The organism is Gammaproteobacteria bacterium, from assembly GCA_021648145.1.
In the GTDB taxonomy this organism is placed as follows: domain Bacteria; phylum Pseudomonadota; class Gammaproteobacteria; order JAADGQ01; family JAADGQ01; genus S141-38.
In genome coordinates this window covers 1-25,478 of sequence record JAKITI010000003.1, presented here as the reverse complement: position 1 = coordinate 25,478, position 25,478 = coordinate 1, and the positions used below count along the sequence as shown (strand labels likewise).

Here is a 25,478-nt window from a genome sequence, read left to right as displayed (position 1 = left end):
CATCAACCTAGCAAACTTTGTGCCAGTGTAGCTGCTACGGCACCAATATTACCCGCCCCCATCGTCAAAACAATATCACCATCAGCAAGCAGCACTTTCAAAGCATCCGGCAACTCACTCACATTCTCAACAAAAACAGGATCGACATGACCGCGTAAACGGATCGCCCGAGAAAGTGCTCGACCGTCGGCTCCAGAAATAGGCTCCTCGCCTGCCGCATAAATATCCAACAGAACCAAAACATCGATGGCAGAAAGCACTTTTGCAAAATCTTCAAACAAGTCTCTCGTGCGAGTATAACGATGTGGCTGAAACACGACGACGACACGCCGCCCTGGCCAGCCTTTTTTAACCGCATTTAAAGTGGCTGAAATTTCACTGGGATGATGTCCGTAGTCATCAATATGCAACACTCGACCTTGTGCAACTTCAATGTCACCATTGACTTGCATACGCCGTCCAATGCCTTGGAAATCTGCCAATGATTTTTGAATCGCCAAACCATCAACCCCTAACTCGTGAGCGACAGCAATCGCTGCCAGTGCATTCAATACATTGTGCTTCCCTGCCATATTCAACGTAATATCAAGCAATGGCTCTCGAGTAGAAAAGGTGACTTTAAATGTACATTTCCCTTGATTTTGTTCAAGATCAAAGGCTCGAATATCCGCATTTTCATCAAAACCATAGGTCAATAGTGGTCGATTCAGAGATGGCAATAGTTCATGAATCACAGGGTCATCAATACACATCACAGCAAGGCCATAAAAAGGCAGATGGTGCAGAAACTCAGTAAACGCGTGCCTTAGACGGCTAAATTCACCGCCATACGTTCCCATATGATCGGCATCAATATTCGTCACAACCGCTAACATAGGCTGCAAATAGAGAAACGACGCATCACTTTCATCCGCTTCAGCAACCAAGTATCGCCCAGTACCCAGCTGTGCATGTTTACCCGCGCTGTTAAGTTTCCCACCAATCACATAAGTGGGATCCAAGCCACCTTCCGCCAATACTGTTGCAATCAAACTTGTCGTGGTTGTTTTACCATGTGTACCCGCCACTGCAATTCCATAGCGAAAGCGCATCAGTTCAGCAAGCATTTCAGCACGAGGTACGACAGGGATGCGTTGTTCATTGGCTGCAATCAATTCAGGATTTTCCTGACTTACTGCTGTTGACACAACAACAGCATCACTTCCAGAAACAGCTTCCGCTTGGTGACCAATAAAAATTCGAGCACCTAAATCACCGAGACGTTTGGTCATCGCCCCTTGCTGAATATCTGAACCTGAAACTTCATAGCCCAAATTCAGAAGAACTTCAGCAATCCCCCCCATGCCAACACCACCAATACCGACAAAATGAATGCGCCTTATACGTCGCATTGGCTCCAAAATAATCTGTTGTTGTGTCTGTTTTTCTCTGATCATTGAGCCCCACCTTGACTGCAGCCGACACCCTCTTCTGCAAGCGTTCGGCATAACGACGCAACCGATTGAGTTGCATCAAGTTTTGCCATATTTCGTGCCGTTTGAGCCATCTCAAGCAACTCGACTCGATCCAAAGAGCCAATTAATTGACACAAACGTTCACTGCTCAATTGGTTTTGCGGCAATAATTTGCCGCCTCCGGCTGAAACCAGATAGTTTGCATTGTGTGTTTGATGGTCATCAACCGCATAAGGGTAAGGCACAAGAATGGATGCAACACCCGCTGCGGCCAGCTCGGAGACCGTCAACGCGCCCGCACGACACAGAACAACATCGGCCCATGCATATGCCGCGGCCATATCATCAATAAAAGCCTCAATACGACCTTTAACATTCATTTTACGATATTGCGACTGAGCTTCTTCAATATTACGTGACCCCGCTTGATGCCAAACATCAATCGACGGCACATCACCACCTTGCTCTTTAGCAAGCAATGCTAAAGCGGCTGGAACCACTTCATTAAAAATAGCAGCCCCCAAACTTCCACCAATCACCAACAAACGTAATGCACCCTCGCGATTTTCAAAACGTTTTTTCGGTTCAGGTAAACGACTAATCTCCGCACGTACTGGGTTACCTAAATGAATGGCATCAGGTAATACATCAGGAAATGCTGTCACTACCTTTGTTGCCACATGTGCCAAGAGACGATTTGTCATTCCTGCCACGGCATTCTGTTCATGAATAACCAAAGGTTTGCGTAATAACCAAGCCACCAACCCACCAGGCCCAGCAACGAACCCACCCATTCCCAGCACAACCATCGGACGGTGATACATCAAAATTTTCAATGCCTGGCTCAGTGCAATTAACAATCGAAACGGTGCCAGTACCAAACTGAACAGACCTTTCCCACGTAAACCCGAGATACTGACCCATTCGATTTGAATTCCCGCTTTAGGTACAATTTGCGCTTCTAAACCCGAGCGCGTACCCATCCAGATTATTTCAGCGCCTTGGGCGCGTAACTCATTTGCAACCGCCAGTGCCGGAAACACATGCCCACCGGTGCCACCGGCCATGATCAGAATCCGCATCGGTGTATAATTTTTAAGCGGTGATGCATTCATGCTGACTGCTCCTGCTTTTTCACATGTCCACGCACTTCGTAATCAATACGTAGCAAAAGCGCCACTGCAATACAGGTCACAATCAAACTACTGCCACCATAACTCATCAATGGCAAAGTCAACCCCTTAGTGGGCAGCATTCCCATATTCACACCCAGATTCACAAAAGCCTGTAAACCAAACCACAAACCCAGGCCATGTGCTAAATGAGCTTCAAATACTTTTTTTATTCGAAGTGCTCGCTGGCCAATATCAAAAGCCCGCCAAACAATAAAGCCAAATAACAAAATAACAACCACCGACCCCACAAGCCCTAACTCTTCAGCCAGTGTTGCATATAGAAAATCAGTGTGTGCTTCAGGCAAATAAAACAGTTTCTGTACACCGCCGCCCAAACTAACACCAAACCACTCTCCCTGCCCAAAAGCGATCAATGCTTGAGTTAACTGAAAACCGCTATCAAATGGATCCGCCCATGGGTTAAGGAACGTTGTCAAACGCTCCCAGCGGTAAGGGGAAAAAACCGCCAATAAAACCATTGCCAAAGCAATCAATGCGATCAGTAAAAAGAACTGGCCAAAACGCACTCCGGACAAGAACAGCATGCCCAAAGCCGTTGCCATAATGATGACTGTTGCTCCAAAGTCAGGTTCCAGCAACAACAAAACACCAAAAACTGAAAGAATTCCCATCGGTTTTAAAAAACCAGTAAATGAGCCTCTCACCTCCTCAGCATGTCGCACTAGATAGCCCGCCATATAGATGGGCACAACAAGTTTTACAAATTCTGAGACTTGAAAATTAAAAGGCCCCATCGGTAGCCAGCGCGAACTGCCGTTCACTGTTTTTCCAACATCAGGAATTAACACCGCAACAAGCAAAACAGCACTGACCAACAGTAATATAAAGCCGATATGTTGCCACAGTTGCAGTGGAAGCTTGAAAACAGCGACAGCAAAAACTCCACCCACTACAACGAACAGTAACTGTCGAGATAGATAGTGAAACGGATTTCCAAACTTACTCTCACTGATTCCCATGGAAGTCGAAGCCACCATGACAATACCCAGCCCCAGCAGGATGAGAATACTGAATAACAGCTCATAATCCAGCAGCTGGGATGAACGTGAACCTGTCATACTGACAGCACTCATACCACACCTCCTGAATCAATCTTCAGAAAATTTTTAACGGCTATTACAAAACTCTCACCACGTGCAGCAAAACCACTAAACATATCAAAACTGGCACATGCAGGAGAGAATAAAACTGTATCGCCTTTTTGAGCCAATTGATGCGCTTGCAGAACAGCATTTTCTAGTGAGTCTGAGTGTTTGAGGATCGAACAACCCTCAAGTGCATCTGCAATAAGAGGCGCATCTTGTCCAATCAAAATAACGCCTCGCACCTTTTCAGACACAACTTCACGCAGTGGTGAAAAATCAGCTCCTTTTCCAACACCGCCAGCTATCAATACTACCTTTCCGGGCATTCCCTTAAGTGCTGCAAGCGTCGCGCCCACATTGGTGCCTTTGGAGTCATTAATCCAAGTCACACCCTCTTTTTCTGCGACCAATGAAGTTCGATGAGGCAGCCCTTTAAAGTCACGTAATGCACCAAGCATCGCAGGCATGGGTAGTTTAAGCGCCGAGCCCAACGCCAGTGCTGCCAGTGAATTTAAAAGGTGATGTTGGCCTTGTAGAGGTAAGCTCGACACAGGCAACAAATGTTCGGTTCCCTTCATTAACCAAAGCTCGTGTTGATACTGCTCTACACCAAAATCATCATCTGCCCGTTTTGATTGTTTCAGACCAAATCGTACCAGCTTACGAGTGGCAGCAAAACTTTGCTGAAAACGAGGCTCATCCGCATTGATCACGATCACACCATCACCGTGATATATTCGTCGTTTAGCTACTAAATAACTCTTTTCACTGTCGTATCTGTCCAAATGATCTGGGCTAATGTTTAAAATTACTGCCGCAGCAGGATTCAGTGAAAATGTAGTTTCCAGCTGAAAACTGGAAAGCTCCAGCACATAACAATCAGGTTTATCCTGCTCAAGAAGATCCAGTATAGGAATGCCTAAATTACCCCCCAAAATAGCAGTGCGATTCGCTTGTTTGAACATCTCCCCAACCAGCGTCGTGACACTGCTTTTACCATTCGAACCCGTAATTGCAATCACGGGAGCCGTTGCATATCGAGCAAACAACTCAATATCACCAATCACAGGCACACCAAACGCTACCGCTTCGCTAATCTCAGGCGTATCCAGTGGCACACCGGGGCTAACCACAAGTAATTCTGCTGTACAAAATAGTGCTTTATCAAAACCACCGACACAAATATCAGCGCCTGGAACTCTCTCTTGAAGCTCAATCAGGCAAGGGGGTTCATTTCTGCTATCTACAACAGTCACATGCACGCCTGATCTCTCAAGAAAACGAGCACATGACAAGCCTGTTTTACCTAGTCCAATCACAACCGCAGACTCAGGTAAAGCTGTCACCTTCTCCTCTGAGGTTCTGACCATTGTTTCTTGAGAGTCATTGTTTGTCATATTCATCAACGTAACTTCAGTGTCGATAAACCAATTAAAACCAGTATGACGGTGATAATCCAGAACCGTACAATCACACGTGGCTCAGGCCAGCCTTTTAATTCATAATGGTGATGCAGTGGTGCCATGCGAAAAATACGCTTACCGGTCAACTTATAAGAGGCTACCTGCAATATGACTGAAACAGCCTCCATCACAAAGATGCCTCCCATAATAAATAGCACTAACTCCTGCCTGACGACAACCGCTAAAACACCTAAAGCTGCCCCCAGACCCAGCGCGCCCACATCACCCATAAATACCTGGGCGGGATAAGCATTAAACCAGAGAAAACCCAGCCCAGCCCCAGCCAATGCGCCACAAAAAACAACCACCTCACCCACGCCTCGGATATAAGGAATTCCCAGATATTCTGCAAACTTGATATGCCCTGTCACATAAGCAAAAATTCCAAGAGCCACACACACCATCACTGTAGGCAAAATAGCCAACCCATCCAGTCCATCGGTCAGATTCACGGCGTTACTGGTGCCAACGATGACAAAATAGGACAATACAATAAAACCGACCATTCCCAACTCAAAAGCAAAGTCTTTAAAAAATGGGATAATAAGCGTTGTTTCAGCAGGACTTGAAGCACTAAAATATATAAAGCATGCAATGCCTAATGCAGCAATGGATTGCCATAAATATTTCTGCGAGGCAGAAAGCCCTTTGCTGTTTCCGTAGACCAGCTTTTTATAATCATCCACCGCACCAATAATGCCAAACAGCAAAGTTGTAACCAACACAATCCAGACAAACCGATTACTGAGGTCTGACCATAAAAGTGTGCTAATTGCGATTGTCACAATAATCAGCGCACCCCCCATCGTCGGAGTACCCGCTTTACTGAAGTGACTTTCAGGGCCATCGTCGCGTATATTTTGGCCAATCTGATGAAAGCTTAACTTTCGAATCATATAAGGCCCCACGATGAATGAAATAATCAAAGCCGTCAGCACACCAAGAATTCCACGCAGTGTCAGGTATTGAAAAACACTGAAGCCACTATGAAACTGTGTCAAATATTCGGTCAGGTACAACAACATACTGTTTATATAACTCCTTTGTATAAAGCCTGGACAACAGTTTCCAGACGACTACTACGTGAAGCTTTCACTAATACAACCACATCTGTTTTTAATTTCCCGATTAAATCAGCTTGCAACTGTCCAAGTAACTGCTCTCTGTTTTCAAAATAAAATCCATTTTCACCAAACCCTTCTACGGTTGAGCTGCTCAGCTCGCCTGTCGCATATAAAAACTCAATGCCCAATTCACGGGCTTGAACTCCAATTTCTTTATGTAGTTTTTTTGCTGTGTCACCGAGCTCAGCCATATCGCCCAAAACCAATACTCGCTGCTTTCCTGTCAATTGTGACAACAATAACAGTGCGGCTTGAACCGATGCAGGGTTTGCATTGTAAGAGTCGTCAATTACAGTCAAACCATGCCTACACTCTTTAACATTTAAGCGTCCTTCAACGGCACCTGCTTCCTCCAACCCTTTTTTGATCACAGCCAAATCAATGCCGACGGCCAGACATGCCGCCGTCGCAGCCAAAGCATTTTTCACATTATGCAAACCAGGCAATGGCAAATTAATCGGGATACTCCCCGCTGGCGTTGTCATACGAAAACTTGTGTTCTGAAGCGCAGCATTTGAAGAGCCATCATCGACATAGGCATGAACATCAGCTGAGCCATTCAAACCAAAACTGATCCAGCGCCGTACGCCCGCACGCTTACACCATGTTTTATAAAAGGGATCATCCGCATTCAAAATGGCAATACCATCGGGGCCTAACCCTTCAATAATCTCACCTTTTGCTGTCGCTACATCTTCAATTGTCTTAAAGCCTTCCAGATGAGCAGGGGCTGCATTATTAAGAATCGCCACAGCAGGCTGAGCCAGGCGACTTAAGTATGCGATCTCCCCTGAATGATTCGCACCCATTTCAATAACAGCAAATTGATCTGTTTGTCGCAATGACAGTAGCGTTAAAGGAACACCCAGTTCGTTATTCAAGTTCCCTTTTGTCGCTAATACTTGACCGCACTGCCTTAAAATTGAGGCCACAAGCTCTTTAACTGTGGTTTTTCCATTACTGCCCGTGATCGCGATAAATGGTATTTCAAAACGTGTTCGCCAGCTCGCGGCTAACTTACCCAAAGCCACTTGAGTATCAGCCACAACGACATGAGGCAATTGGCAATCTATTTGTTGCGACACCAATGCCGCAACAGCGCCTTGTTCTTGCGCTTTTTCTATATAATCATGTCCATCAAAATTTTCACCGCTCAGGGCAACAAACAGGCCATTTGAAACTTGAGTACGACTGTCTGTAGTGACACATTGGAACAGACAGTCACTTCCAATTAATTTCCCATCTACAGCGCTGGCAACTTCTGATAAATGCATGTTCATCAAGCGGCCTCCTTTAACGCTGCAACCACTTGTTCACAATCATTGAACGGCGCTGCTTCACCATTAATAAGCTGATAATTTTCATGCCCCTTACCTGCAATCAACACCATATCATTGGCGGCAGCATGACTTATGGCATAGTGAATCGCCTCACCGCGATCACTCATTACTTTCACTTGCTCAGGCGATTTTATTCCCTGCAAGATATTTTCAGTAATAGTCTCAGCACGTTCAAAACGAGGGTTATCATCGGTAATCACAATCTGGTCAGCATACTGCTCAGCAACAGCCCCCATTTCCGCTCGCTTACCCTTATCTCGATCACCGCCACAGCCAAAAACACACCAAAGAGTTCCACCGCAATGCAACCTCAGCGCTTGCAATACCTGCATCAAAGCATCTGGAGTGTGTGCAAAATCAACTATAACTAATGGCAACCCCTGCTGGCCACCCAAAGACTCCATACGCCCAGGCACAGCTTTAAGGTGAGCCAAACGATAAATTGCATCATTAAGGGAAATTTTTAGTGATAACAAAACAGTCAGCACCGCCAATAAATTGCTGGCATTAAAACGACCCAACAACGGACTATTCAACTCACCTTGACCCCAAGGTGTTTTCACTTGCATCGTCAAGCCACTGGACATCAACGCCAAGTCATAACCCTGAACATTACTTTCAACATCCGATAAACCATAACTCAAACATTTAACTTTTCCAGGCGATTTTTCAGATAACTCATGAAGCAGTTCTCGTCCGACCGAATCATCTGAATTAATCACAGAAAAACGCAACCCAGGCATAACAAACAGACGTTTTTTTGTATTGGCATAACTGACCAAATCACCGTGATAATCAAGATGATCACGGCTCAAGTTAGTAAACAGAGCCACATCAAATTGAACCCCTGAAATTCGGTGCTGCTGTATACCGTGTGATGACACCTCCATGATCACATGCGATACGCCTTGGTCACGCATCTGTGCCAATAACTGCTGCAATTTAATAGCGTTTGGTGTTGTATGTGTTGTACTTTTTAATGAGCCGTAAATGCCATTACCCAATGTTCCAATCACACCACAAGACAGTCCACTGTCATGCAATGCTTGAGCTGTAAAGTGACAACACGACGTTTTACCGTTGGTTCCAGTAATGCCTACCACGGTCATATCCGTTGATGGGTCATCATAAAAACGGCTTGCAATCACCCCTGCCTTCGCACTTAATTCTGGAAATGCTAAAACAGGGACAGACAAGTCATTCAGCTCTTTTTCTGATACGCCCTCAGGTACAGGTGTTTCATAGAGTATTGCCACAGCACCCATCTGTATGGCTTGCTCAATAAAGTGATGCCCCTGACTCATCTCACCCGAACATGCTAAAAATAGAGAGCCTGACTGAACATTTCGACTGTCCATTGTGATACTAGAAACATCACAATCCACGATGCCATCTACTGACAGATCACCATTCAATAAAGTCTGAAGTTTTATTATAGAGTGCTGTTTCATCGCACACCCGCCAGAGAAGACTCGGACACTTCAGAGCCCAGCACCATATGAGCATCCAGTGATTCCAGATGATCTGGTGCAATATCCATCAAACGAAGTGCCCCTGACATCACATTAGAAAAGACAGGTGCCGCAACAATTCCGCCATAATAGTCTTCATTACGTGGCTCGTTAACTACCACCACCATCACGAGTCGTGGATCACTCGCAGGTGCCATTCCGGCAAACAGTGAAAGATATTTATCATCGCTATACCCAGACTTTGATGACTTTTTCACCGTCCCTGTTTTACCGGCAATGCGATATCCAGGCACTTGCGCTCGTATTGCAGTTCCCCCATCAGCGACAACATCTTCCATCATGCTCCGTAAACGTACGGCTGTTTCTGCCTGGAATACACGTTCACTGACAGGCGTATCATTAATCACAGTAAATGATACCGGCTTAATCAAACCATCATCAGCCAACACCGAATAGGCACGCGCCAACTGCAGTGGAGTCAACGATAATCCATAACCAAATGATAAAGTCGCACGCTCCGCTTCACGCCAACGCCCGGGATAACTCAACCAACCATCCGCTTCCCCAGGAAATCCACTTCCCGTAATCATGCCTAAACCCACGTCAGAAAAGGTCTGCCATAACAGCTCAGACTCTAGCGACAAGGCAATTTTACTCATCCCAATATTGCTTGATTTACTGATGATGGTGCTGACATCAATCAACCCGTAATTCTTAATATCTCGCACCGTCAGATGCTTATTGACTCTAAAATAACCAGGAGCCGTATTAATTTGTGTTGTAGGCAAATAGCGTCCCGTTTCTAAAGCCGCCGCAACCACAAAAGGCTTGATGGTGGATCCTGGCTCAAAAATATCCGTTACAGCACGATTACGTAAAGCACTCCCTTTGCGAGATGACCAGTCATTCGGGTTATATGAGGGGGAGTTGACCATCGCCAGCACTTCACCCGTTTTAACATCCAGCATAACAATTGATCCAGACACCGCATTGTGTTTGTCTATGGCTATTTGCAGTTCTCGATAGGCCAAATACTGTAACCGACGATCAATGCTCAGCTTTAAATCATTTCCAGGAACAGGCTCCTGCATACGATCAACTTTCTCAACGGCTCGACGCCGACTGTCCCGCAGCACCCTCTCTTTGCCATTGATGCCGCTTAAATAGGTATCGTAAGTTTTTTCCAGCCCTTCAAGACCATGATCCTCTATATTGGTAAAACCCGTCACATGCGCCATGACATCTGCCGTTGGATAATAGCGACGATATTCACGCTGAATATGAACGCCATCCAAACCAATTTTTTTTGCCCACTCGGCTTGGCTTGGCTCTATTTGCCGTTTTAAATAAACAAATGAGCTGTTACTGTATTTCTCTAGTAACTGATGGATTTTTGATACTTTCATATCCAGTATGTGCGCTAAATGCGGGAGCTGCTGAGACTCTGCATCAAGCTCCTGAGGGTTCGCCCAAACAGAATAGACCGGAGTACTCACCGCCAGTGGTTCACCAAAACGATCTGTAATCATGCCGCGATGAGAAACAATTACCACGGTACTTGAATGGTTCTTCGCCTTTCCCTGATAGAACTCTTTATTAAGAACCTGCAAATAAACTGCCCGCCCCATCAATGCAACAGCAAAAACACCTAACATAGCGAGCAACAATATTCTCCGCTGCTGGAGAATAGGTTGCGCTTTTATTTTTCTATTGCTCGCATTCATGGCTTAATAAAAACCACTGATTCTGTTGAGGGTGAGACCATGTCAAGCTTATTGCGTGCAACTCTTTCCACTTCAGAGTGCGCTGAGCGAGCCCCTTGCTCCAGCTGAAGCTGACCCCACTCAATTTCCAACTGATCTCCATCGACTTGTAAAGATTGCAATTTAAAAAACAACTGACGATGAGTATGCTTGCTATACACAACACCGATTGCAGACAGCAATACAGCTAGCATTAATGAAAAAAGTAATGCTTTTTCCCATGCAATCATATTGAAGCCCCCACTTTTTCAGCAACCCTCAACACTGCACTGCGTGCTCGTGGGTTTTGCGCCACCTCTTCGTCACTTGCACGAATCGCTTTACTGATCAGTTTAAGCTTGGGGTTTAGCTGTGACTGGGGAATGGGTAAATCAGGTGGAAAATCATCACCACGCGCCTGTTTACGCATAAAACGTTTAACAATCCGATCTTCCAGAGAGTGAAAACTGATAACAGATAAACGCCCACCCGGAGCCAGAACATCCAAAACTTGATCCAGGCAACTCTCCAAATCATCCAGCTCTTTATTAATGAAAATACGAATCGCCTGAAAACTACGTGTTGCGGGATGTTTTTTCTTCTCCCAACGCGGATTGGCTTCAGATATGATTTTTGACAACTGAGCTGTTGTTGTAATCGGCTGAGTCTCTCTGGAGGCAACAATCGCTTTAGCAATACGCTTGGCAAAGCGCTCATCGCCATATTTACGAAGTACCTGAGTAATATCATAAGCCTCTGCCGTCGCAAGAAACGAAGCAGCACTGATACCAGAGCTGGGATCCATACGCATATCCAATGGACCATCAGAGCTAAAACTGAAACCACGCATCGCATCATCCAACTGAGGAGATGAGACACCTAAATCAAGTAAAACGCCATTGATTTTTCCAGCAACACCCCATTCATGGGCATACCTTGCCAGCATAGCAAACGAACCCTGCGTAATAGAAAAACGGGGATCTGTACCCAGCTGATCCTGAGCCACTTTAAGCGCCTCAGGATCTTTATCGATAGCATACAAGCGACCACAATCATTCAGACGAGACAAAACAAGCGATGCATGGCCGCCTCGCCCAAATGTGCCATCGACATAAATCCCTTTACGCTCGACAGCCAGTCCATCCACCGCAGCATTCAGCAATACGGGTTGGTGAGAAAATTTTTTCATCATTGACTATAAAGATAACGATTCCAAATCACTCGAAAGTGGTTCGTCGACATCATTTTCAGACATCCACTCATCACAACTTGTCTGCCAGGTTTGCTCATTCCAGATTTCAAATTTATTGCCCTGACCAATCATCACGACACGTTTTTCAAGCTGAGCAAAACTACGCAGAGGTGAGGGCACTAAAATCCGGCCTGCACCATCCATATCACACTCAGTTGCATGGCCAATCAAAAGGCGCTGCAAACGACGTGCTTGTTTGTCCAGGCTGGGAAGTTTTATAAGCTTCCTTTCAATTTCTTCCCACTCCGCCAAAGGGTAAAGCAATAGACAAGGCGAGTTGTTATCCACAGTAAGTATCAACTGACCTTCATCACAATCAGCCAAGCGACCGCGATGCCTGGCAGGGATCGCCATGCGCCCCTTACCATCAAGATTCAGTGCTGAAACACCTCGAAACAACTCAACCTACTCCCATAATTACCCACATTTACCCACATACAACCACATTTCAACACTATATACCCCAATTAAATGCCACACAAGAAAAATCACCACTTTACATATAATCTATTACCAACAAAAATGATTAAATATACAAATCAAATAGTTAAATATATTATTGAATGTAAAAAAATACATAAAATACATGATTCATTGTTTATTAAGGTAAAAATAAATCCCACAAAAAAACCACATATAAATGTGGTTTTTTAATCACTATGAAGTATGAGCCTGCCTATAAAGGAAGAAATTATAACGCAGTTATTGGGCGTTAAAAGTCTAATTTACGGTATTTTTGAGTATAGCCTTGTGCAAGGCAGTGGTTGAGCCACTCTCTTAAAAATAGATTGACATCACGCTTCTCATTTTGAAAAGGGACTTTAGCTAAAATAAAGGGGTAAACAGCAAAAAATTTCGAATCTTGCTGACAAGCCACAACTTCGGCAAGCCGAGCATCATGGTAGATACGAATTTTTACAGAAGGATTTATAACAAACAGATCATGGCTTTTCAGATCATGACTCAGCGTGATGGAAGTGGTAAATTTACAGCGTTCAACAACAGAAACAGCCACCGTGCACGAACCACCGTCCAGCAGAAAAATTTCATCAGGAAGCTCTTTAAGCTCAGGAATGAGCTTGAGCAAAAGTCGATGATTAATTTCATAAACTCTTGCCCAGGAATAAAATCGACGTACTCGAACCCGATCATCAAGCCTCATTTTGGCTTCTATTCCTGTCTTGATGCAATTGCATCACGAATCTCTTTTTCCATGCGATCAACCAACTGTTCATTGGAAACTTTATGATCCGGTTTGCCATTGAGATAGATCAAGTTGGGCGTTCCCCCCGTCACAGCGACTTGAACTTCACGCGCCTCGCCAGGCCCATTCACTACACAGCCAATCACGGCAACATCCAAAGGCTCAATAATATCTTCCAGACGTGCTTCTAATGCATTTACAGTGCTAATCACATCAAAGTTCTGTCTTGAGCAGCTCGGACAAGCAATTAAATTAATCCCTTTACTACGCAAGTGAAGGCTTTTCAAAATATCGAAGCCCACTTTGATCTCCTGAACGGGATCAGCCGCCAGGGAAACACGTAACGTATCGCCGATTCCTTCAGCCAACAACATACCCAAACCAATTGCAGATTTGACAGTACCCGCACGAAAACCACCGGCTTCAGTAATTCCCAAATGCAGTGGCTGCTCAATTTGACTGGCCAGAATTCGATAAGCCGCAACAGTCATAAAAACATCAGAGGCTTTCAAGCTGATCTTAAAGTCTTGAAAATCATATTTATCAAGAAGATCAACATGCCGCATCGCCGAATCAACCATCGCTTGTGGCGTGGGTTCTTTGTAACGCTGAAGGAGTTCTTTTTCCAAAGAACCCGCATTCACTCCTATACGGATCGGAATATTATGCTCACGAGCACAATCAACCACGGCTTTAACACGATCATCACGCCCGATATTTCCAGGGTTAATGCGCAAACAATCCACTCCAAGCTCAGCAGCGCGCAATGCAATTTTATAGTCAAAATGAATATCAGCGACTAAAGGAACCTCAACCTCTTTACGAATGGCTCCCAAAGCTTCTGCGGCATCCATCGTCGGAATGGAAACACGTACGATATCAGCCCCCACACTCTCTAGCGCTCTAATTTGTGCCACGGTCGCCTGCACATCGCAGGTGTCCGTGTTGGTCATACTCTGAACTGAAATAGGCGCATCACCACCCACCGCGACAGAGCCAACATGAATTTTTCTGGATAACCGACGTTTGATCGTTGTTTTAAAGCTCATTGTTTATTCGCCTTGCCGCCTGTTTTTCCCAGTGTAAAGCGCGCCACACCCTCTTGAACATGAGGTGTTAAATCAAAGGGTTTATTGTTGTATTTAACTGTCACCCCAACAGCGAACCCCAAAATAACATCAAAAGGAGCAACACCCAACAATTTGATTTCGCTGCCACTTTTTGCCAAGCTAAAATATAAACGCTGCCCTGTTGCATCCACAACCTCGACCCAGGAATCTTGTGTAAAATTAAATTTTACTCCAACATTTTTATCGATGAGAAGCTCTTCCTTGGTCGTTTTACTCTCATCTTCAAGTGCGGTCACGACATATTCAGATTGAACAGTCTCAACCGCTTGAGAGGACTCTTTAACATGCTCATTATTTTCATTCGAATAATCTATGGGCCACTGCACCTCTCTGTTTTTACTATTTTGAGGAAGCTCCACCAAAACAGTCGTTTCAACTTCATCACCAGGCAATGACACCAGAGCACGTTCTTCAAATGCGTTTGTTGCCACAGATTTTTCCGGCCGCTCAGAACTATTAAAAAGATAGACAAACAGGAGCAATACCAAACTGACCGCAACCAAGGATAAAATCTGCCAGCGCGGTAAAGCGTGTTGCTCAGATACATTATCTTTAGTTTTACAAACATTTTCCAACACAGGTAAAGGCTGCTGTATTTCACTATTTTCGTAAAGCTTAACTAAAGTGTCAGGGTTCAATCCCACTAAACGTGAATAATTACGAATATAACCTTTAACAAAAATAGCCTCAGGTAATGCACCATAATCATCTCGCTCTAATGCGCTCACTATATTTTCATCCAGATATAATTGCTCAGCAACATCCATCTGGCTTAACTGGCGTGACTCACGCGCTTTGCGCAATTGAGAACCAATCCCAACGGCCGCAGAAGAGTGGCATTGATCTTTTTTGGAAGATTCGACAAATGTCGTCATGGTTTTTTCGACTCCAGATACCATTGAGCCTCTTGAGATTCAGGAAACTTCTCAGTCAAAGATTTGGCATATTGTGTCATCATTGTCTGATTTTCATTGAAGCGCTCTATTCGTAAACCTAACCACAAAGATTCAGAGCTCTCCACAGAAACTCCATCATAGCGCTGAAGAAACGCACGAGCCTGCATATAGTTTTTTTGTTCGAATTCAAGAAGCGCCAACTGATAAAGCGAGCGTGCCCGAAGTGGATGAACCTCCACTGCCTTGCGAAAGTAAAACTCAGCCTTCTCCTTATCCGGCAAGCGCAATGCACACAGCGCTGCATTTTCATAAGCCTCTTCCGGTGTCGCATAAAGTGGATTACGCGCACTCACTAAAAAACGCTTTTCAGCATCATCATAACGACCCTGCTCACATAAAAATACACCATAATTGTTCTGCATTGATGAATCATCAGGCGTGAGTTTTGTTGCCTTTAAATAGTGAGATTCTGCCAGTGCTGCTTGCCCCAACAAACGATAGGTTTCCGCAATATAGTGGTGTGTTGAAGGCATCTCCGGCTTTAATTCCAGCGCCTTGCGTAACTTCGCTATACCATCCCTCTTATTGCCCTGGAGAATATAAGCATGTGCCAACCGAGAATTCACATCAGCCGCTGTTTGACGATTATCCTCAAGAGTTTTTGTCGATGTTGTACTGCAAGCCATCAGGCTAACAACAATAATTAAAAGCAAAATAATTTTATACATTCGAGATTAACCCACCCTGGTAATCGTATTGCGTTTAGTTCGATCTTTTACTTGCCCGGCTAACTGCCCACATGCCGCGTCAATATCTTCGCCACGGGGTTTACGAGTCACTGTAATCAACCCTGATGACATCAAAATTTGCCTGAATCGCTCAATCGCCTCCAGTGTTGAGCACACATAACTTGTTCCCGGAAAAGGGTTAAATGGAATTAAATTAATTTTTAAAGGAATTCCTTTTAACATTTTAACAAGCTGCCTTGCATGTATAGGTAAGTCATTAACACCATCAATCATGACATACTCAAACGTAATCGTCCGCCCAGTTTGCTTTTCAACATAACGCCTGCACGCTGCGATCAGTGATTCAAGCGGGTACTTTTTATTCACAGGCACTAACGTATTACGTATTTCATCGGTAGTCGCATGCAAAGAGATCGCCAAACTTACATCACTTATTTCAGTGAAACGATCTAGCGCAGGCACTACACCCGCAGTACTTAAAGTAATACGCCGTTTCGATAGACCAAAGCCCAAATCATCCTTCATTAAGTTCATCGCGCTGATGACATTATTGAAATTAAGCAGAGGTTCGCCCATTCCCATTAAAACAACATTCGTAATGGGGCGTGGCTTTCCACGCTCGCTGTTTAAATGATGATAAACCCACCAAACCTGACCAATGATCTCACTCACGCTCAAATTTCGGTTAAAACCTTGTTGTGCCGTGCAGCAAAAAGAGCAATCAAGCGCACAACCCACCTGAGACGAAACACATAATGTTCCCCGCTCCTTTTCAGGAATCAGAACCGTTTCAATACAGTTGCCATCGTCTAACTGAAAAAGCCATTTGCATGTTCCATCTTTTGATGTTTGTTGCCGTATCATTTCGGGCACTTTAATCTCTGCACTCTCTTTCAAATGAGTACGAAGCACTTTGCTTAAATTGGTCATCTCATCAAAGTCATGAACGCCAACCGAATAGATCCACTTTAACACCTGCGATGTACGAAAAGCCTTTTCTCCCATCTGAGAAAAAAAGGCCTCCATCGCCTGCCGGTCTAAATCCAGAAGATTGGTTTTGACCGAAGTTTTTTTAGTCCCGACACTCAAAGCAAATTACCGAGTACGTGCACACACACAACTTCCACATTTTGTGCCAAAAAAATACTCAATCTCCTCTTTAGCCGTTTCAACCGCATCAGAACCATGCACTGCATTTTCATCAATGGAACTTGCAAAATCTGCACGAATCGTGCCGCCCGCTGCTTCCGAAGGATTGGTTGCGCCCATCAAGTCACGGTTTTTTTTGATCGCATCTTCACCTTCGAGCACTTGCAACATCACAGGGCCAGAAATCATGAATGAAACCAGATCATTAAAAAACGGACGCTCTTTATGAACAGCGTAAAAACCTTCCGCTTGCTCACGCGTCAGTTGCTCCATTCTTGAAGCCACAATTTTTAGACCCGCATTTTCAAAACGGCTATAGATTTTCCCAATCACATTTTTTGCAACAGCATCAGGTTTAATAATAGAAAATGTACGTTCAATTGCCATGAATTATCTCCAGTTTTTTATAGTAAGTAGTGCTGAAATCTAGGGCAGAAGTGTAGCGTTTTATTCATCATTTAGCCACCGACAGATCAATCAATGTTTTAAATGGCTCACCCACATTTTCTTGCACCAGCTTTGGCACCAGATAACCTGGCAATCGCCCTTGCAGTGCGACCATCAAATCAACCGCCTCAGCTCGGCTCACCTCAAAATGTGCAGCGCCCTGCACTCTATCCAGAAGGTGTAAATAATAAGGTAAAACATCAACACCAAACAGCTTTTCACTCAGGCTCTCCAATGCATCAACAGAATCATTCACTCCGCGCAACAAAACGGATTGATTGAGCAAGGTCACTCCGGTTTGTCTTATTCTAAAAATTGAGTCACTGACATGAGCGTCAATTTCATTAGCATGATTCACATGCAGCACAACAACCACTTTGATTTTTTCTTGTAGTTGGCTTAGTCGTTCAACAAACCCATGATCAACTCTGGAAGGTAATGCAATCGGCGTGCGCGTATGCAAACGCAACCTGCGAATATGAGGTATTTTTTCAAGGCGCTGCATCAACTGGAAAAGCCGGTCATTGTTCAATGTCAGTGGGTCACCGCCACTTAAAATAACCTCACTAATATCAGCATGACTTTCCAGATAACTAAAAGCTTGCGCCCACTGCTCTGTTGTTGGCGTTGCATCTTGATAAGGAAAATGACGACGAAAGCAGTATCGACAATGGATAGCGCAGGCGGCACTTGCAATCAACAGCGCTCTGCCACGATATTTATGCAAAATACCTCTGTACGGCATTGAACTGGATTCGTCCAAGGGATCATCAGTGAAGCCTGCTACATCCAGTAGTTCATCCGCATGAGGGAGCACCTGACGCAGCAAAGAATCGTTCGAATCATTTTGATTAATCCGCGCAATCCAGTCCAGCGGCACACGAACGGGAAAACTTTGATGAGCACCCTGCATATCGGCCTGCTGCTCTGAGGACAGTTGCAACGCATCTGCTAACGCATTCGGTGCTTTAATCGACCGTGCCAGCTCTTTTTTCCATAATTTTTTCCCCTGACTTTTCATGTAGGGTCAAGATACAGGAAAGGCTGAGTATATGCATTAAACATACTGCCCTGCACACCACCCTGATGACCATGCCCATTGAAAGTTATATCCGCCCAACCAACCTGTCACATCCATCACCTCACCAATAAAATAGAGCCCAGGTACATTATTGGCTTCCATTGTCTTTGATGAAATTGCATTACAATCTACACCACCAATTGTGACTTCTGCTGTTCGATAACCTTCGGTGCCATTCGGTTTGATCTTCCAGCAATGAAAAGTATCAGCGATCTGTTGAAGCAGTACATTCGATGTATCAGCCACTATTTTATCGGCCAGCTCCCTACTCAAAAATGCAGTCACTAAACGCTTCGGTAAATGCTTGGCCAGGTAGGTTTTAATCTGCTGATTAGGGTGCGCCTTCTGTGCTTTTTTTAAACCCTCATACAAACCCAAATTCGGGAGCAAATTAATTTCAATCCACTCACCCGATCTCCAGAAAGAAGATACCTGCAAAATTGCCGGGCCACTCAAACCACGGTGAGTAAACAGAACATTTTCTCGAAAACTGGCACACGCATTCGTCACTACACTGTCTACAGCAATACCCGTCAAAGCCGAGTAACGTGCTTTATCTTCTGGTTGCAGGGTGAAAGGCACTAGACCTGCCTGAGTAGGCTGAATTTTAATTCCAAACTTCTCAGCAATTTTGTAGCCAAAGGGCGAGGATCCCATGGAGGGAATAGAGAGCCCTCCCGTAGCAATAACGAGCGATTTACACAGAAAATCCCCTCGTGATGTTTTTAAAGTAAAGTGACCATTATCCAGTTTATTAACTTTATTAATTTCAGTTTTTAACTGAGTTTCCACGCCTGCTTTTTTATTTTCGGCCAACAACATGTTGAGAATATCTTTGGCACTGTTATCACAAAATAGCTGACCGTGATCACGCTCATGAAAAGGAATTTGATAATCATAAATCAAAGCCAGAAAATCCCACTGAGAAAAGCGGCTTAATGCAGACTTACAAAAGTGGGGATTATGAGAAAGGTAATGTTCCGCACTCACTTCATAATTAGTGAAATTGCAACGCCCTCCTCCAGACATCAAAATTTTGCGCCCTGGTTTATTACCTTGATCCAACATCAGCACCGAACGCCCACGTTTGCCTGATTCAATGGCGCACATTAAACCCGCTGCACCTGCACCGATGATGATAACGTCTGGTGATTTCATGGAAAACCCTATTACAAAGAAACCGCCATTGTACAGCGCTATGTTAAAGTGTCGCCATATCAAAACGGCTTGAGAAAAACAGCGATGTGGCTACAAAAAGAGATCCATTTAAAAGCGCGCCCCCGAGGCTTTCATCTCATTACAGATGAAATAACGGGTGAACTTCCAGAACTGAAAAATTTCAGTATTGGTTTGATTCATATTTTTATCAAACATACTTCCGCTTCGCTGACAATCAACGAAAATGCTGACCCGACAGTACGGCAGGATTTTGAGAGCTACTTTAGTCGTGCCGTTGCAGAAAACGAACCCTATTATCTACACACCGATGAAGGCCCTGATGACCTTCCCGCTCATCTGAAATCCAGCATACTGGGCAACAGCCTGATGATACCGATCACCAATGGCAGACTCAATCTGGGCACATGGCAAGGAATATACCTTTGTGAACATAGAAATTATGGCGGCAGTCGCCATATCGTCATCACTGCTCAGGGGCAACAATGAAACACCTCGACTTACGCCAACAGCTCATTGATACCACTTTAGCCATGAATGCCAGCGGCATCAACCAAGGCACTTCTGGAAATATCAGCGTACGTGTTGAAGGTGGTTTTCTAATCACGCCATCTGCGCTGCCTTACAACAAATACCAGTGTGAAGATATTGTTTTTATGAACCTGTCTGGTGAATGGGAGGGCATACGCAGGCCTTCCAGTGAGTGGCGTTTTCATAAAGATATTTATCTTAACCGCAAAGATGCAGGAGCTGTGTTACACGCTCACTCACCCTCATGCACGACTCTGGCTTGTCTGAATAAAAAGATACCTGCATTTCACTACATGATTGCTATTGCAGGCGGCAATGATATTCGCTGCGCACCTTACGCCACTTTTGGTACACAAGAATTATCAGACTATACTCTTGATGCCCTTAAAGAACGCAAAGCCTGCTTACTTGCCAATCACGGCATGCTTTGCCTGGAACAAGACCTCTCCAAAGCCCTATCACTTGCCATAGAAATAGAAAACCTCGCACAAATCTACAGCCAGACATTACAGATTGGAACACCATTATTGCTTGACGAACATGAAATGACACGAGTATTAGAAAAATTCGAAGATTATCGAACAAGTATTTAGGAACGATCACGAAACAACTTATACATTCTCTCTTCAGTTAATTCGTAAACCTGTTTATCCTGAGTTTAGGTGTAAGCCACTATCTCATCGCCGCAAATCAATCTGCCTCACTTCCCTTTCCATGACGGTCAGCCACCAGATCCAGAACAGTCTGAAAATCGGTTTCAAAAGCCGTTTGTTCCTGATTCATTAAATTAATATGCCCCACCTTACGGCCTGCACGTGGTTTTTTGTCATAGAGGTGTAGGCGAGCGCTGTTGATTGCCAGCACAGCTTTACTGTCTGGGATTTCACCAATCAGGTTCACCATGCCCGCATAGCCCACTATATCGGTCGCGCCTAAAGGCAAACCCAGAATGGCGCGCAGGTGATTTTCAAACTGACAGGTCACTGCACCATCTTGAGTCCAATGGCCAGAATTATGAACACGCGGCGCAAACTCGTTAACCAGCAAACGATCCCCAGCCTGGAAAAGCTCCAATGCCAAAACACCGACATAATTCAGCTTATTAAGCACTTTCGCGGCGTACTCTTCTGCCAGACCTTGCATCGCATCGTTAGGTCGCGCTATCGACACCCGCAGGATACCACCTTGATGTTCATTTTCGGTTAAGGGATAAAAAGCAGTTTCGCCGCTGCAACTGCGAACAGCAATCATTGAGATTTCACGATCAAAAGACACAAAACCCTCGACGATAGCCGGGACTTCACCAATGGCCCGCCAGCCCTCGGCCAGATCTTCTGGCTGATGCAAAACGGCCTGACCTTTACCATCATAACCTTCACTGCGTGTTTTAAGCACAGCGGGCCAACCCACCTTGTCCATGGCTGCCTGCAAATCAGCCAGACTATTCACGGCAACAAAAGGAGCGGTATCAATACCGAGATCACGGCAGGCTGTTTTTTCAGTCAACCTGTCCTGAGCTGTTGCCAAGGCTTGTCGTGGTGGGTAGATCGCCACCTTATCGGCGAGGAAAGCCACTGATTCGGCGGGTACATTTTCGAACTCGTAAGTCACTACATCAACTTTTTCTGCAAGCCTGGCTAATAAGACTTTATCGTCGTAGGCACCTTTCAGTTGATGCGCCAGTGAGGCAGAGCAAACGCCCTCAGCAGGGTCGAGCACAATAAAATTCAGCCCCAGCGGATAACCCGCCAAAGCCAGCATGCGCGCCAATTGCCCACCGCCCAAAACACCAATCATTAGCCCTGTTCTCTTGGGTCAGAGTGAGCCAGAACCTTGTCGGTTTGGCTTTGACGAAACTCTTTCAGCGCCTCACGGAACTGAGAGTGTTTATTTCCAGCAATCGCCGCCGCCATCAGACCCGCATTGGTGGCACCCGCCTTACCAATCGCCAAGGTTCCAACCGGAATACCGGCAGGCATTTGCGCAATCGACAACAAGGAATCCATGCCATTAAGCGCCTTGGACTGCACCGGCACACCCAACACCGGCACCACAGTTTTCGCGGCCACCATACCAGGCAGGTGAGCCGCACCACCCGCACCAGCGATGATGACCTCAATACCCCGCGCTTCAGCCGCTTCTGCATAACTGAACAATTTATCCGGCGTACGGTGAGCAGAGACGACTTCAACTTCATGGGGTACACCCAAGCGCTCCAAAGCCTCGGCAGCATGACTCATGGTATCCCAGTCAGAGGTCGAGCCCATGATGATTCCAACCAGTGGTTTTTCGGTGTCAGTCATTGCAATGATTCCCCTTTGTAAACAAAACCAGGCGCAGATTATAACCTAAATTCTGCAAGTTACGGTGCAAAAATAACTATCACAAAAACCGTGCAGCTTGCACCGCAGGCAACGGCTCACTGAATAGATATCCCTGAATCAAATCACATCCTCGGTCACGTAAAAATGCAAGCTGTACTTCATTCTCCACCCCTTCGGCAATAATTTCGAGACCCAAAGTGTGACCCAGAGTAATAATGGCATCCACAAGTGCTGCATCTTCATGGCTATCAGGCAAATTACGCACAAAGGATTGATCAATCTTCAGCCGATCAAACGGGAATTTTTTTAGATAGCTCAATGATGAGTAGCCAGTGCCAAAATCATCCAGTGCCAGACAAATACCTAATTCATGCAACTCTTGCAACACTGCACTATTTTGATCAGAGTTCTGTAATAACAGGTTTTCAGTAATTTCCAGTTCCAGATGTTTCGCTGGCAACCCTGTTTTTTCAAGTATATCGGCCACCTGTTTCGCCAAATCAGGCTCCTGAAACTGGCGCGCTGAAAGATTCACCGCTACGGTAAGATCAGCCTGACCGGCATCAACCCACACCTTCGCCTGCTTGCACGCCTCCTCCAAAACCCATGCACCGATGGGTACGATCAGGCCACTCTCTTCGGCCAGAGTGATAAACTCACTGGGCATCACAATACCGCGTTCTGGATGAGTCCAGCGCAATAACACCTCGAAGCCACTGACTGCCCCGCTATGTGCTTCACGTTGCAACTGATAAAAGGGGGTCATCTCACCGCGCACCAAAGCTTCATGCAAATCGTTCTCCAGTGTGAGCCGATTTTCAGAATGAGCATTCATATTTTGAGAGTAAAAACAGTAGTTGTTGCGACCCTTTTCCTTGGCACGATACATCGCACTATCAGCATTTTTCATGAGTAGTTCAGGAGTCTCTCCATCACAAGGAAAAAGTGCAACACCGATGCTGCTGGAAATATGCAAAGTATGCCCATCTATTTTAAACGGTTGACGAAAGGCTGTAATTAATTTGTGTACAACCTGTTCCACCTCCTGTCGTTTTGCTATACGTGAGAGCAGCACGGTGAACTCATCACCGCCCAAACGAGCAACAGTATCTTCATGACGCACCGTCTCTTTCAACCGTTTTGCCACCGCTTGCAATAACTGATCACCAATACGATGACCGAGACTGTCATTAATATTTTTAAAGCGATCCAGATCAAGAAATAGTACGGCTAATGATTCACCGCTGCGCTCCACCTGAGCCAAAGCACATTCGAGTCGATCATGAAATAGGCGACGATTAGGCAGAGCCGTTAAAGCATCATGATAAGCCTGATATTCGATACATGCCTCACGCTCTTTTTGCTTGGTGATATCTATGAACAGTGCGACATACTGGTTATTTTCACCATACTCACTAGGCAATGTACTAATAGTCATCCATTGTGGATAGTCCTCACCATTTTTGCGCCGATTCCACACCTCACCCTGCCAATGGCCTTGGGATTTTAGGTTTTTCCACATCTGCTGGTGACATTCAGGAGACTCTTTATCTGAGCGTAACAATCGTGGTGTACGCCCCACAACCTCCCCTTCGGAATAGCCGGTAATCGCTGAGAAGGCGGGGTTGGTCGATTGAATAACCCCCGCGTTGTCAGTAATCATGATCCCTTCCATGGTGCTATTAAATATCTCGGTCAATTGCCGATTGTGCCAACTCATCTCGTAGCGCTGAAATGCCTCCAGCACATGCCACCTCAGCAGTGAATCATCCCACGGTTTTGTCAGAAATTTAGAAATTGATCCCTGATTAATTGCATCGGTCACAGCACTAAAATCAGCATAACCACTCAGTACAATACGGATCGTTTCAGGAAAACGGTGGCTCACCTTATTAAACAGCTCAGAACCCGTCATTCCCGGCATACGCTGATCCGATATAATGACGTTAATTTTATGCTTCCCCAGCACCTGCAAAGCATCAGCGCCACTTGTCGCACAATAGATATTGTAGCCATCTTGCTTCAATGCGCGTCGCATCGCGGTCTGGATATTGTGCTCATCATCAACTAACAAGAGATTTCGTTGCATAATCATTCACTCCTAAGAAGTTTATTTAGCCAAACGAGTCACCGCATCTACCAGCAACCCATCATTAAGCGGCTTCTCCAATACCGCATCAGCGCCCTTTGCAAGCGCTTTATCCAATTCCACCCGAGATAGAGCAGAAATCACTACTATTTTCATTGATGTTCAAAATTCGCTACTGAGCGACTTGAGAATACGTTGGCGATAGGGTGATCAGCCTGATCCAACAAATATTTACTTAATAACATGCCATAGCCTGCATCATCACCGACAAGCCTTTTTCCATGCTGCATAATCTGAGCAAACAGTGGTTGCCCCTCGCACGATCGCTTCTTAACGTTTTATTAATGCCTCTAAGAATAAAGTATTGATAACAGTCGCAAGGCTATTAATTTTTCTTGGAGTATTGAAATGAAAGCACTACCTATAAGAGCAATGCTAATACTGGGGTTTCTCTTGTTTGGCAGTAACGCGCTCGCTGAAACTGAAGAAAAAGGCTGGAACGCATCTGTAGGATTAATAGTCGGAGGTGTCAGCGGCGAAGGTCAGCTTGATGCCTATGGCGGAAAGAAACTCA

Annotated in this window: 25 protein-coding genes; 2 read left to right on the top strand and 23 right to left on the bottom strand. The window is 45.1% G+C overall.

Annotated elements, in window-relative coordinates:
• Positions 1–2 precede the first annotated feature (2 nt).
• From murC to L3J70_02305, 19 genes are all read right to left on the bottom strand, one after another.
• Positions 3–1,436, bottom strand: a complete 1,434-nt coding sequence (gene murC, locus L3J70_02395; GenBank protein ID MCF6235221.1) for a UDP-N-acetylmuramate--L-alanine ligase — start codon at positions 1,434–1,436, stop codon at positions 3–5.
• Positions 1,433–2,569 carry an undecaprenyldiphospho-muramoylpentapeptide beta-N-acetylglucosaminyltransferase gene (murG, locus tag L3J70_02390; GenBank protein MCF6235220.1) on the bottom strand — a complete coding sequence of 379 codons (1,137 nt, stop codon included), beginning with the start codon at positions 2,567–2,569 and terminating at the stop codon, positions 1,433–1,435. Before murG ends, murC begins: the two co-directional genes overlap by 4 nt.
• Entirely contained in the window at positions 2,566–3,723 is a 1,158-nt protein-coding gene (ftsW, locus tag L3J70_02385; protein MCF6235219.1) for a putative lipid II flippase FtsW, read from the bottom strand. Before ftsW ends, murG begins: the two co-directional genes overlap by 4 nt.
• The gene (gene murD, locus L3J70_02380) at positions 3,720–5,138 is read right to left on the bottom strand and encodes a UDP-N-acetylmuramoyl-L-alanine--D-glutamate ligase (protein ID MCF6235218.1); all 1,419 of its coding nucleotides are present in this window, start codon (positions 5,136–5,138) and stop codon (positions 3,720–3,722) included. Before murD ends, ftsW begins: the two co-directional genes overlap by 4 nt.
• Positions 5,138–6,223, bottom strand: a complete 1,086-nt coding sequence (mraY, locus tag L3J70_02375; GenBank protein MCF6235217.1) for a phospho-N-acetylmuramoyl-pentapeptide-transferase — start codon at positions 6,221–6,223, stop codon at positions 5,138–5,140. The genes murD and mraY overlap by 1 nt, the downstream gene beginning before the upstream one ends.
• A 5-nt stretch (positions 6,224–6,228) precedes the next feature.
• A complete protein-coding gene (locus tag L3J70_02370; protein ID MCF6235216.1) occupies positions 6,229–7,596 on the bottom strand; it encodes a UDP-N-acetylmuramoyl-tripeptide--D-alanyl-D-alanine ligase in 1,368 nt (455 codons plus the stop codon).
• 5 nt (positions 7,597–7,601) lie between these two features.
• Complete coding sequence (locus L3J70_02365) at positions 7,602–9,113, bottom strand: UDP-N-acetylmuramoyl-L-alanyl-D-glutamate--2,6-diaminopimelate ligase (protein MCF6235215.1); 1,512 nt, start codon at positions 9,111–9,113, stop codon at positions 7,602–7,604.
• The gene (locus L3J70_02360) at positions 9,110–10,789 is read right to left on the bottom strand and encodes a penicillin-binding protein 2 (GenBank protein MCF6235214.1); all 1,680 of its coding nucleotides are present in this window, start codon (positions 10,787–10,789) and stop codon (positions 9,110–9,112) included. The genes L3J70_02365 and L3J70_02360 overlap by 4 nt, the downstream gene beginning before the upstream one ends.
• A 65-nt stretch (positions 10,790–10,854) precedes the next feature.
• Positions 10,855–11,127 (bottom strand): cell division protein FtsL, encoded by a 273-nt coding sequence (gene ftsL / locus L3J70_02355; GenBank protein ID MCF6235213.1) that lies wholly within the window; start codon positions 11,125–11,127, stop codon positions 10,855–10,857.
• Positions 11,124–12,068, bottom strand: coding sequence for a 16S rRNA (cytosine(1402)-N(4))-methyltransferase RsmH (gene rsmH / locus L3J70_02350; GenBank protein ID MCF6235212.1), 945 nt, complete (start codon positions 12,066–12,068; stop codon positions 11,124–11,126). Before rsmH ends, ftsL begins: the two co-directional genes overlap by 4 nt.
• Before the next feature lie 3 nt (positions 12,069–12,071).
• On the bottom strand, positions 12,072–12,527 hold the full coding sequence (mraZ, locus tag L3J70_02345; protein MCF6235211.1) for a division/cell wall cluster transcriptional repressor MraZ: 456 nt from the start codon (positions 12,525–12,527) through the stop codon (positions 12,072–12,074).
• A 313-nt stretch (positions 12,528–12,840) separates the two neighbouring features.
• A complete protein-coding gene (locus L3J70_02340; protein ID MCF6235210.1) occupies positions 12,841–13,290 on the bottom strand; it encodes a DUF1249 domain-containing protein in 450 nt (149 codons plus the stop codon).
• A gap of 8 nt (positions 13,291–13,298) precedes the next feature.
• On the bottom strand, positions 13,299–14,381 hold the full coding sequence (ispG, locus tag L3J70_02335) for a flavodoxin-dependent (E)-4-hydroxy-3-methylbut-2-enyl-diphosphate synthase (protein MCF6235209.1): 1,083 nt from the start codon (positions 14,379–14,381) through the stop codon (positions 13,299–13,301).
• On the bottom strand, positions 14,378–15,337 hold the full coding sequence (locus L3J70_02330) for a DUF4115 domain-containing protein (protein ID MCF6235208.1): 960 nt from the start codon (positions 15,335–15,337) through the stop codon (positions 14,378–14,380). Before L3J70_02330 ends, ispG begins: the two co-directional genes overlap by 4 nt.
• Positions 15,334–16,086 (bottom strand): type IV pilus biogenesis/stability protein PilW, encoded by a 753-nt coding sequence (pilW, locus tag L3J70_02325; protein MCF6235207.1) that lies wholly within the window; start codon positions 16,084–16,086, stop codon positions 15,334–15,336. Before pilW ends, L3J70_02330 begins: the two co-directional genes overlap by 4 nt.
• Positions 16,087–16,092: 6 nt before the next feature.
• Positions 16,093–17,133, bottom strand: coding sequence for a 23S rRNA (adenine(2503)-C(2))-methyltransferase RlmN (gene rlmN, locus L3J70_02320; GenBank protein MCF6235206.1), 1,041 nt, complete (start codon positions 17,131–17,133; stop codon positions 16,093–16,095).
• A 69-nt stretch (positions 17,134–17,202) separates the two neighbouring features.
• Positions 17,203–17,643, bottom strand: coding sequence for a nucleoside-diphosphate kinase (ndk, locus tag L3J70_02315; protein MCF6235205.1), 441 nt, complete (start codon positions 17,641–17,643; stop codon positions 17,203–17,205).
• A 67-nt stretch (positions 17,644–17,710) separates the two neighbouring features.
• Positions 17,711–18,724: an EF-P beta-lysylation protein EpmB gene (epmB, locus tag L3J70_02310; GenBank protein ID MCF6235204.1), complete on the bottom strand. Its 1,014-nt coding sequence runs from the start codon at positions 18,722–18,724 to the stop codon at positions 17,711–17,713.
• A 36-nt stretch (positions 18,725–18,760) separates the two neighbouring features.
• A complete protein-coding gene (locus L3J70_02305) occupies positions 18,761–19,942 on the bottom strand; it encodes an NAD(P)/FAD-dependent oxidoreductase (protein ID MCF6235203.1) in 1,182 nt (393 codons plus the stop codon).
• A gap of 84 nt (positions 19,943–20,026) precedes the next feature.
• Here L3J70_02305 and L3J70_02300 point away from each other — a divergent pair, with 84 nt between their 5' ends.
• Together L3J70_02300 and L3J70_02295 are read left to right on the top strand one after the other, a co-directional pair.
• Positions 20,027–20,449, top strand: a complete 423-nt coding sequence (locus L3J70_02300; GenBank protein ID MCF6235202.1) for a secondary thiamine-phosphate synthase enzyme YjbQ — start codon at positions 20,027–20,029, stop codon at positions 20,447–20,449.
• Positions 20,446–21,084, top strand: a complete 639-nt coding sequence (locus L3J70_02295; GenBank protein ID MCF6235201.1) for a class II aldolase/adducin family protein — start codon at positions 20,446–20,448, stop codon at positions 21,082–21,084. Before L3J70_02300 ends, L3J70_02295 begins: the two co-directional genes overlap by 4 nt.
• A 97-nt stretch (positions 21,085–21,181) precedes the next feature.
• Here the strand turns inward: L3J70_02295 and L3J70_02290 are convergent, their stop codons facing one another.
• The 4 genes from L3J70_02290 to L3J70_02275 form a co-directional block, all read right to left on the bottom strand.
• A complete protein-coding gene (locus L3J70_02290; protein MCF6235200.1) occupies positions 21,182–22,288 on the bottom strand; it encodes a 5-(carboxyamino)imidazole ribonucleotide synthase in 1,107 nt (368 codons plus the stop codon).
• Positions 22,288–22,794 (bottom strand): 5-(carboxyamino)imidazole ribonucleotide mutase, encoded by a 507-nt coding sequence (gene purE / locus L3J70_02285; GenBank protein ID MCF6235199.1) that lies wholly within the window; start codon positions 22,792–22,794, stop codon positions 22,288–22,290. Before purE ends, L3J70_02290 begins: the two co-directional genes overlap by 1 nt.
• Before the next feature lie 79 nt (positions 22,795–22,873).
• Positions 22,874–24,904, bottom strand: coding sequence for an EAL domain-containing protein (locus L3J70_02280; protein MCF6235198.1), 2,031 nt, complete (start codon positions 24,902–24,904; stop codon positions 22,874–22,876).
• Between the two features lie 152 nt (positions 24,905–25,056).
• Positions 25,057–25,194, bottom strand: a complete 138-nt coding sequence (locus tag L3J70_02275) for a hypothetical protein (protein ID MCF6235197.1) — start codon at positions 25,192–25,194, stop codon at positions 25,057–25,059.
• Positions 25,195–25,478: the final 284 nt, after the last annotated feature.